Here is an 8,570-nt window from a genome sequence, read left to right on the forward strand (position 1 = left end):
CCAGTTCCTTGTCGTTCAAAAGGGGCCTTCGATGTTTCTCCCGGGTTCGGATTATCTCTTTCGTCAATTGATAAAGTTGGAATGCGGCTTCGAGCCGTTTCATGGGCGACCATTTTCGGTAAAGGAGAATTTGATAATCCACGTGCTCAATCTAATGGATTCCATCCCCGATTTCAACCGGTTTGATGTTTTAAATATTGATACCCATCCCGTCAGAAATTTGGCGGTTTTAATTAATGCCAAAGATATTCGAGGGGAATGGCGGCAATATTGGGGGCTACAGTTTGAATTTTGTCGCCGCGATAGAGAATAATTCCAAAAGGAATTTTTTTGTGCCGGATATCTTTGAAGAATGTTTGCATTCCCTTGATATCACTGTTTTGGATGCGCACAGCGTGTTTGATTTCTATCGCGTAAAGAAATTCCCCATACTCCAGTAGAAGATCGATTTCATGCCCGGCATGGGGTTGCCAGAAATAAAAAGCGGGTGGTGAAAGAAATGTGGCGCATATTTTCTGAATTTCATTGATAACCCACGTTTCAAAAAGGGCCCCCAAACGGCCGCTGTTTTTTAGCATCTCTTCCGATTCGTATCGGAGGAAGAAACAGGCCATTCCGGTATCCATGAGATAACATTTGGGAGATTTAACTAGGCGCTTTTTGATGTTGGTGTGATAAGCCGGAAGAGTAAAAGCCTGATACGATGTGCGTAAAATATCGAGATACCGTTTGCAGGTGGGGACAGTAACGCCAATGTCCTTGGCCAGATCACTCAAATTCAGGATGTTTCCGGTTTGGAAAGCCAGCGATTGGTAGAATTTCTGAAAATCTTCCAGATTGCCGATTTGTGCAAGATTTCTGAGATCTCTCTCAATGTAAGTTGTCCTGTAATTTTCAAACCACAATGTTTTTTCTTCCGCCGTTTTTAATTCGCAAATTTTCGGCATACCACCCGATAAAATATGACCATAGAGATGATTCAAAGCTTTGGGTTTGATGTCATGGGACATTTTTAAAAAATCGGCAAAGTTTTTTGTCTTCAAAAGCTGGAAGAGAAAAACCGGTTGAGTTATCCCCGAAATTTCCCCGATGGAAAAAGGAAACAATTCAAGAAGTGCGGTCCTCCCAGCCAGTGTTTCGGTGATATTTTGCATCAGTTGAAAATTAGCCGAACCGGAGAGAATGAATTTTTTTTCGGGATTGTCGTCGATGATGGCCTTGATGGCGTGAAAAAGGGGCGGGGCTTTCTGGACTTCGTCGAGTATCGCCGGAGTTTTGGTGTTTTGAATGAAAAGATCGGGATCGTGAAGGGCCCTCTCCAGCAGGCCACGTTGATCAAAGTTGAGATATTCCCAGTTGGGCTCCTGAATGTGTTTGAGAAGAGTCGATTTGCCGGCTTGTCTGGGGCCAGTGAGACAAACCACTGAAAATTGTTTTAAACAGGACCTAAGTCGTTTTTCTTGGAGACGCGTTTTATATTGCACTGGAGAAGGGTGACATTGAAAATTTAAACTGTCAATTTAAATTCTCACATTAACCTTTCATTTTTAATTTCTGTTATTTATGCTAAAAAATAAAAATCCATGGGGATAACTATCGTTCATAAAAGTAATCTCAAGAAATTTAAGCCCAAGGCTACGAAGGCGCTTGTGTTGGCGGGAGGAGCTCTCACCGGAGCCGCTTTCAAAATTGGCGGGCTCAAGGCTTTCAACGACTATTTCACCAATTTTCGGATCACGGATTTTGACATTTTTTTGGGTATTTCTTCGGGTTCTTTGCTGGCTACTTCTCTTGTTGGTGGAATTTCTCCCGAAGAAATGCTGAAAAGTTTGGATGGGAGTTCCAAAAAATTTTCCAAACTCGAACCGTGGCATTTTTATTGGCCGAACTGGGAGGAATATCTTTTCCGCCCGGTTCACTACGCCACCAAGGCGGCAAGCTGGTTGCCTCTGGCTCTGTGGCGTTTGGTCACACGCATTCCGGTTCGCAAAGACGGCTTGCAAAGTTTGTTCGTTGATTTTTTGAAACATCCGACAGTGTCCCATTACCATCGTCTCATGGAAATGGTCGAGGAATCGGCTCTGTCGGATCATCCGTTTCCCTCTTTGCTTGAATGTCTCCCCTCGGGAGCCTTTGATAATGGCCCGTTGGAGCGATATCTGCGAAATAACATCCGTCACAATCGCATGACCAACAATTTTAAATTGGCCGCGAAGATGGGAGGGAAAAAACTCTACATCACCGCGATGACTTTGGATGGAGCGGAAGAGGTGGTCTTTGGACCCGATGAAAGAAATGACATCACAATTTCGAAAGCGGTGCAGGCTTCCACCGCCATGCCCGGTTTTTACAAACCCGTTAAAATCGGAAACGAATATTTTGTCGATGGCGGCGTTAAACAAACAGCCAATCTTGATTTGATGATTCAGAAAAAGGCGAAGCTGATTATTTGCTACAATCCTTTTCGCCCTTACGAAAACAGAGAATTTGTTGACAAAATGTCGCGCCATCCAAAAGCAAAACAACAAAGTCTCACCGAAGAGGGTTTTTTTTCAGTCCTCAACCAGTTTTTCAGAACCATTTTTCACACACGGATTCACGCCGCCCTGAACTTGTATGAAAAAAGTTCTACGTTTGACGGGGATATCATTTTGATTGAACCCGAAGCCGATGATCAGGCTTTTTTTTCGATGAATCCGTTTGCTCTGGGACACAGACTTCATGCGGCCCAACTGGGATTTGAATCGGCTCGCAATTCTATCGATAAAAAATTCGACAAGATCGCCCCGATCCTTGCCTCTTACGGCATCACAATGAATCGCAAAGGGGTGGAGGTGGAGTATCAGAAAATTCACAGCGAAGAACCCGATCCGTTTATGTTGAAAAAAGTTTTGGAAGGGGAGAAACGAAAAAAACAGCGGAAGAGGGTTTGAAATGAAACAACAGGGTTTTAATTTTGAAATAAAGGAGGAAATTACAGACCATGGACAAAGGACCATGGACAAGGGACCTGAAGAAAAAACAACTCCAAAGATTTATTCTGTATCGGAGCTAACTCGACAGATTCGTTCCAATCTTGAAAAAGAATTTGTTGAAGTTTGGATTGCCGCAGAAATTTCCAATTTTCGCAGTCCCTCCTCGGGACATTTTTATTTTACGTTAAAAGACGACAAGGCTCAGATTTCCGCCGTCATGTTTCACGGCGCCAATGGCAATCTTCCTTTCAAATTGGCCGAGGGGCTTGAAGTGATCTGCCACGGGCGCGTGACGGTTTACGAATCGCGCGGGCAGTATCAGATTGTTGTTGATCATTGTGAACCCAAGGGGATTGGCGCTCTTCAACTTGCCTTTGAACAACTCAAGAAAAAATTACAGGCGGAGGATCTTTTTGAAACCAGACACAAGAAACCGCTTCCATTTCTGCCCAAGACGATTGGTGTGGTCACTTCTTCAACAGGTGCCGCGATTCAGGATATTTTGAAAGTTCTGCATCGGCGCTTTCCCAGTGTGGATGTGATTTTGGCCGCGGTGAAGGTGCAGGGAGAAGGCTCGGCCGAAGAAATTGCGGAGGCGATTAGTCTGTTAAATCAGAGAGACGATATTGATGTGATGATTGTGGGACGCGGCGGCGGTTCGATGGAAGATCTTTGGGCGTTCAACGAAGAGGTGGTTGCGCGGGCCATTTTTGCGTCGCGCATTCCCATCATCAGCGCCGTGGGACATGAGATTGATTTTACGATTGCCGATTTTGTGGCCGATGTGCGTGCTCCAACGCCTTCCGCGGCGGCGGAAATTGCGGTGCCCAAAAGAGAAGATTTGCTCATGCATCTTGAACAACTCAAACAACAGCTTTTCAAAAGTCCGTTGAGACGTTTTCCCGATCTCATGATGCGCAGTGATGATTTGCGTTCGCGTCTGCAGTTTGGCTGGCAGGTTTCTTTTGACAAACGGTTTCAACATTTCAAAAAATTGTGCAGTAATTTGGATCATCTCTCTCCCTTGAATGTGTTAGCGAAAGGTTATTCCGTGGTGCAAAAAGTGGGAGATCCGCGACCGATCAAATCGACAAAAGATCTAAAAAAAGGGGAAGAGGTTGAAATTACTTTTCATGAAGGCAAATCCACCGCAAAACTGACGGAGGTTTCGTGAAGGATGGGTTAGGGGAGATGTGAAAGAAAGCGGGGCGCGGCCGCGATATAAATGTCGTTTTTCGTTTTGTAAAAATCGCCGGCCGGAAGCTGGCGCACCACCTGAAAAACGTATTTTGTCTTGAGGGCCTTGTGAAAGTATTGAAGGGAGGAATCGGGCTCCCTGTCCGACAATTTGCATTCCACCAGCATCCACGGTTTTTCATTTTCCGTGACAAGAAAATCCGTCTCCCGTTTTTCCTTGTCGCGCACGTAATGCAGATCGTAATCGCCGAAGCCGAAATCACTCCATGCATAACAAGCTTTCAAAAGGTGCAGGGCCATGATGTTTTCAAAACGCGCCCCTTCCGATTCGATAACGCTGGTGTCAAAAAGATAAATTTTCGCCTCTTTTTTCAGAGTCCGAGCCAATCTTCCGCCAAAAGGCTTGATCTTAAAAAGATAGTAAAGAAAATGGAGTGTTTTGATCCAGTGTTTGACTGTATTGAAAGAGACGTCGAGATCTTCTCTGAGAGAATTCAGCGACAGGGGAGAACCGATCCTTTCCGGTAACATTCCAACGAGAGCATCCATCAAACCGATATCGCGAATGCGCGTCAAATCGCGCAAATCTTCCCTTAAAATAAGTTCACGGTGTTCGCGTCGCCAGCGCACAAGCATTTTCGATGTGCCGTTGTAAAAAGGCTCCGGAAAACCGTTGAACTGAAATATCTGCTCAAAGTCATCACCGGCCTCTTTGATATTTCCGGATGCAGGGGTGGAAAGTAAAGACTCCAGCGCTTTTTCAGGTGCCAAGACCGACGATGCGGCGTTAAGAATTTCTCCGACGGTCAACGGCATCATGCGGAAGAGATGGTAACGGCCGAAAAGAGAATCCCCGCCACGCTGATAGACATTGAGACGCCCACTTCCGGTCACTAAAACCCGCAGTTCTTTGTGGACCGCATCAAACAGTCCCTTGAGAAACCGTTTCCAACGCGGGTATTTATGAATTTCATCCAACACAAGGAGAGGATCGGAGGCATTCTTCAATCGAAGACGCCAAAAATCCTCCTTGCCCTTGAGAATCTCTCGTCTGTCTTTTTCAATGTCCCAGTTGAAATAACCTTGAGAGACCCCTTCTTTATCCAAAACATGGCGTGCAAAAGTGGTCTTTCCGACCTGTCTTGGCCCGCAGACAAAAGCCATTTTTCTTTCTGAATTCAAGCAGTTAATGATTTCTTTTTCGATATATCGCATGACAAGATATTCACATATTCCTGCAAAAAGGTCACGACTTTTTTGCAGGAATATGAAATTGACGGATATGTCATGGCCAATTTCATCGAAATCATTATAGTAAGGTTTTGAAGGAGACGTTATGCCATTGAGTGCGGGAGTCAAAGATCAGGAGCCGATAAAAGGAGTGGCACGAAGTGCGTCCGAACAGCCCGATCAGGATATCCAAAAAATCAACGATACGATCCGGCAAGAGCAGGCGATACTCAAACAGGGAGAGACCTCTTCCAAACCCGCCGATGCGGAAACCGTTCAGAAAATGTCCCGCGAATTACCTCGTTTGATTCAAAGAATTCTTGTTAAACTCGAAGCGAGTCAGGTTTATCAGACCTTTAAGTTGCCCGGCAGTAATTATATCGTTCATGATCAGCGCGAAAAATCGCCTCAGGCACAATCTCACGAAAAAGAAAAAGGGGAAAGCATTCGCCACGAATCAAAAATGTCGCTTGAAGCGCTGTTGGTTCAGAAGGGGAAATTGCAGGGAGTAAAAGAAAAGGGATACGAAAATTATTTGGCCGATCCTGCGACGCGGGCCAAAATGCCACCAGCACAACCGCAGGTAGAATCAAAAATTTCCAAACTGTTGAGCCGTTTTGAACAAATGTTGTTGAAACGTTTTGAAGGCGGATCAAAAGTTGCGCAGGAAGCTGAAGTGGGTCGATCCTCTTTTTTCAAAAAGACTGCCGATCAGTGGCGTTCCTTCTTTAGTCATTTTGTGCAACGCACCGTCAAACGACATGTCTCTGTAAACCATGTTGATAGCTGGGTTTACCGAGGGTTGGTGCAGAAAAATTCAAGGGCAACGGTTATTTCCGATTTGGCTTTGATCAACGGACAAGTCGAAAAATTTGCACGATTTCGTCTTTCGCAGGAAGCTCAAAATTTGGCGCAACGTTTGAATCTTTTGGAGCCTGGCGCTCAACTTTCCAGACAGGACCTTCAGGGGCAATCTGCCGAGGAACTTGAATATCTGGCGATCAAAAATGCCGAAGCCGATTCCAGTTGGAACCAAGCCCCCACACAGGGAAAATTTTTGAAAACGGCTCAGGCGGAAGAAAAAGTGGCCGGAGATCTTGGTTTGCAAATGAGTGCGACGCAAAAAGAAAAAGCATTGAGACAGAAAAAACAGAAAAAGAGTGGTGGGTTTTCCGGTTTAGGTGAAGAGACCCCTCCGGAAGAACCCGCTTATCAATTTGTTCCGTGGTATTCTTCTTTCCTGCCAAAACAAAAAGGCCCCACGCGCTGGTTTGTAGTGGTGGTATATATTGCCGTTGCTGTTTTAATTGTTTTTAGTCTCTGGTCCATAGTCCATGGTCTATAGTCCATCCCGCCCTTAAGCCATTGGCCCAAGCGGTTTTCCGCCTATCAAGTGCCAGTGGGCGTGAAAAACAATCTGACCTGAATTTCGATTGGTATTAATGAGTGTGCGATAACCACTTTCCGCTACTCCCTGTTCCTTCGCTACCTTCTGCACAACCGCGAAAATTTTTCCGATCAATGGAATATCCGAAGAGGGGATGTCGTTGAGCGTTGCGTAATGTTTTTTGGGAATGAATAAAATATGAACCGGTCCTTTTGGATTGATGTCTTTGAAACCCAGAATGTCGTCATTTTCATAAACCTTGTCGCAGGGAATTTCGCCCGCCGCGATTTTGCAGAAAAGACAGTCGCTCATTCTCCCTCCGTTTTTTCCTGTGCTGTTCTTGCTTCCAATTCATCCAGAAAACCTTTAGAACTTTTCAAATCAATTCTGTTTTCGTAGAGCGTTTTTCCCAACACAACGCCGATCAAACCGGAACGTTCGCATTCAAAAAGTTTTTCCAAATCTTCCATTTTGGGTACGTCTTGCAGACTCAAAACGGGAATTTTCACCTGCACGCACAGATCTTTCAATCCTTCGTTGACAGGCTCTAGATAACACAAAGCGGCCACGCCCTCTTCTTCAAACCGGCTGGCGTAGTCGGCGGCGGTTTTATGACTTGGCGCGACCAGTCCCGGGATCACCACTTTTTTATTTCTCACCTCAATTTGCACGGCGATCTTTTGCGGAAATTTTTGCGCGGCTTCTTTCAAAAGATTGGGATCCTGATAGGCGCTTCCCCCCAAAATAATTTTATCAATTCCGAGTTCCGCGTAGGATTCTATGGTTGAGAGAGAACGAAAATTGCCGCTAACCCACAATCTCATTTTCAAATTTTCTTGGATGGATTGAACGGCCGCGAAATTTTCTCCCTTTCCGGTAAGGGGAATGTTGAGATCATCCAGAAAAACGGCTTCGGCGCCCTGAGATTTGAAATAGCGGGCCAACTCAAGCGGATTTTCCTGAAACCAATTTGGATTTGTGCCGATGGGCCGAACCGCTTTCCCGTTTTTAAGATAAATCAAAGGAATGAGTTGCATAAGGATACCTTTAAAAACCTATGGAAATATAGTTTGTCATTCTGAGCAAAGCGAAGAATCCACTTTATGATCAAGTAGATCCTTCACTTCGTTCAGGATGACAAATGGGGTTTTTAGAAGTGCCCATACGCTATTTCCTTTCTATCTTTGCGCCGAGCAATGCGAGTTTTTCCTCGATGTGTTCGTAACCGCGGTCAATATGATAGGCGCGATCAACGGTTGTTGTGCCCTCGGCCGCCAGTCCTGCCAACACAAGAGATGCCGAGGCTCTGAGGTCGGTTGCCATGAGCGGGGCGCCGGAAAGTTTTTCAACGCCTTTGACTGTGGCAGTATGTCCTTCCAGTGTGATGTCGGCGCCAAGTCGTTTTAATTCCAGAGCATGTTGAAAGCGATTCTCAAAAATAGTTTCGGTGATGAGACTGGTTCCTTCCGCTTTTGTCATGAGTGTCATGAATTGCGCCTGAAGATCGGTTGCAAAACCGGGAAAAGGAGAGGTGGTAAGATTTCTGCTGATCAAACGTTTTGGTGCTGTCAAAGCAATCTGTCGGTCGGTGATATCTATTTTACATCCCGTCTCTTTTAAAAGTTGAAGAGGAGCTTCCAGAAATTCTACAGGGCAATCCTTCACGGCCACCGAACCTCCCGTTACAGCGCCAGCCATCAAGAATGTTGCGGCTTCGATCCGATCGGCAATGACTTTGTGTTGCGTGGCTTTGAGTGAGGGGACTCCTTTGATGGTGATGG

At 45.4% G+C, this 8,570-nt stretch carries 8 protein-coding genes; 3 read left to right on the forward strand and 5 right to left on the reverse strand.

Annotation, left to right across the window (positions count from 1 at the left end; translation table 11 throughout):
• Positions 1-233 precede the first annotated feature (233 nt).
• Positions 234-1,424: an ATP-binding protein gene (locus tag HY877_02810; protein ID MBI5299214.1), complete on the reverse strand. Its 1,191-nt coding sequence runs from the start codon at positions 1,422-1,424 to the stop codon at positions 234-236.
• 159 nt (positions 1,425-1,583) lie between these two features.
• Between HY877_02810 and HY877_02815 the strand changes: the two genes are divergently transcribed.
• A complete protein-coding gene (locus tag HY877_02815; GenBank protein ID MBI5299215.1) occupies positions 1,584-2,933 on the forward strand; it encodes a patatin-like phospholipase family protein in 1,350 nt (449 codons plus the stop codon).
• A 64-nt stretch (positions 2,934-2,997) separates the two neighbouring features.
• A complete protein-coding gene (locus HY877_02820) occupies positions 2,998-4,149 on the forward strand; it encodes an exodeoxyribonuclease VII large subunit (GenBank protein ID MBI5299216.1) in 1,152 nt (383 codons plus the stop codon).
• An 8-nt stretch (positions 4,150-4,157) separates the two neighbouring features.
• On the opposite strand, the gene HY877_02825 is transcribed toward HY877_02820, so the two are convergent.
• Positions 4,158-5,387 (reverse strand): ATP-binding protein, encoded by a 1,230-nt coding sequence (locus HY877_02825; protein ID MBI5299217.1) that lies wholly within the window; start codon positions 5,385-5,387, stop codon positions 4,158-4,160.
• A gap of 121 nt (positions 5,388-5,508) precedes the next feature.
• Between HY877_02825 and HY877_02830 the strand changes: the two genes are divergently transcribed.
• A complete protein-coding gene (locus tag HY877_02830; protein ID MBI5299218.1) occupies positions 5,509-6,747 on the forward strand; it encodes a hypothetical protein in 1,239 nt (412 codons plus the stop codon).
• Positions 6,748-6,759: 12 nt separating this feature from the next.
• Here the strand turns inward: HY877_02830 and HY877_02835 are convergent, their stop codons facing one another.
• The 3 genes from HY877_02835 to HY877_02845 all read right to left on the reverse strand — a co-directional run.
• The gene (locus tag HY877_02835) at positions 6,760-7,101 is read right to left on the reverse strand and encodes a histidine triad nucleotide-binding protein (GenBank protein MBI5299219.1); all 342 of its coding nucleotides are present in this window, start codon (positions 7,099-7,101) and stop codon (positions 6,760-6,762) included.
• A complete protein-coding gene (locus HY877_02840; protein ID MBI5299220.1) occupies positions 7,098-7,826 on the reverse strand; it encodes a hypothetical protein in 729 nt (242 codons plus the stop codon). Before HY877_02840 ends, HY877_02835 begins: the two co-directional genes overlap by 4 nt.
• 130 nt (positions 7,827-7,956) lie before the next feature.
• The coding region (locus HY877_02845) for a UDP-N-acetylglucosamine 1-carboxyvinyltransferase (GenBank protein ID MBI5299221.1) at positions 7,957-8,570 on the reverse strand (614 nt) is incomplete at its 5' end.

The sequence above is a fragment of the Deltaproteobacteria bacterium genome (assembly GCA_016213065.1).
Taxonomy (GTDB): Bacteria; UBA10199; UBA10199; order SPLOWO2-01-44-7; family SPLOWO2-01-44-7; genus JACRBV01.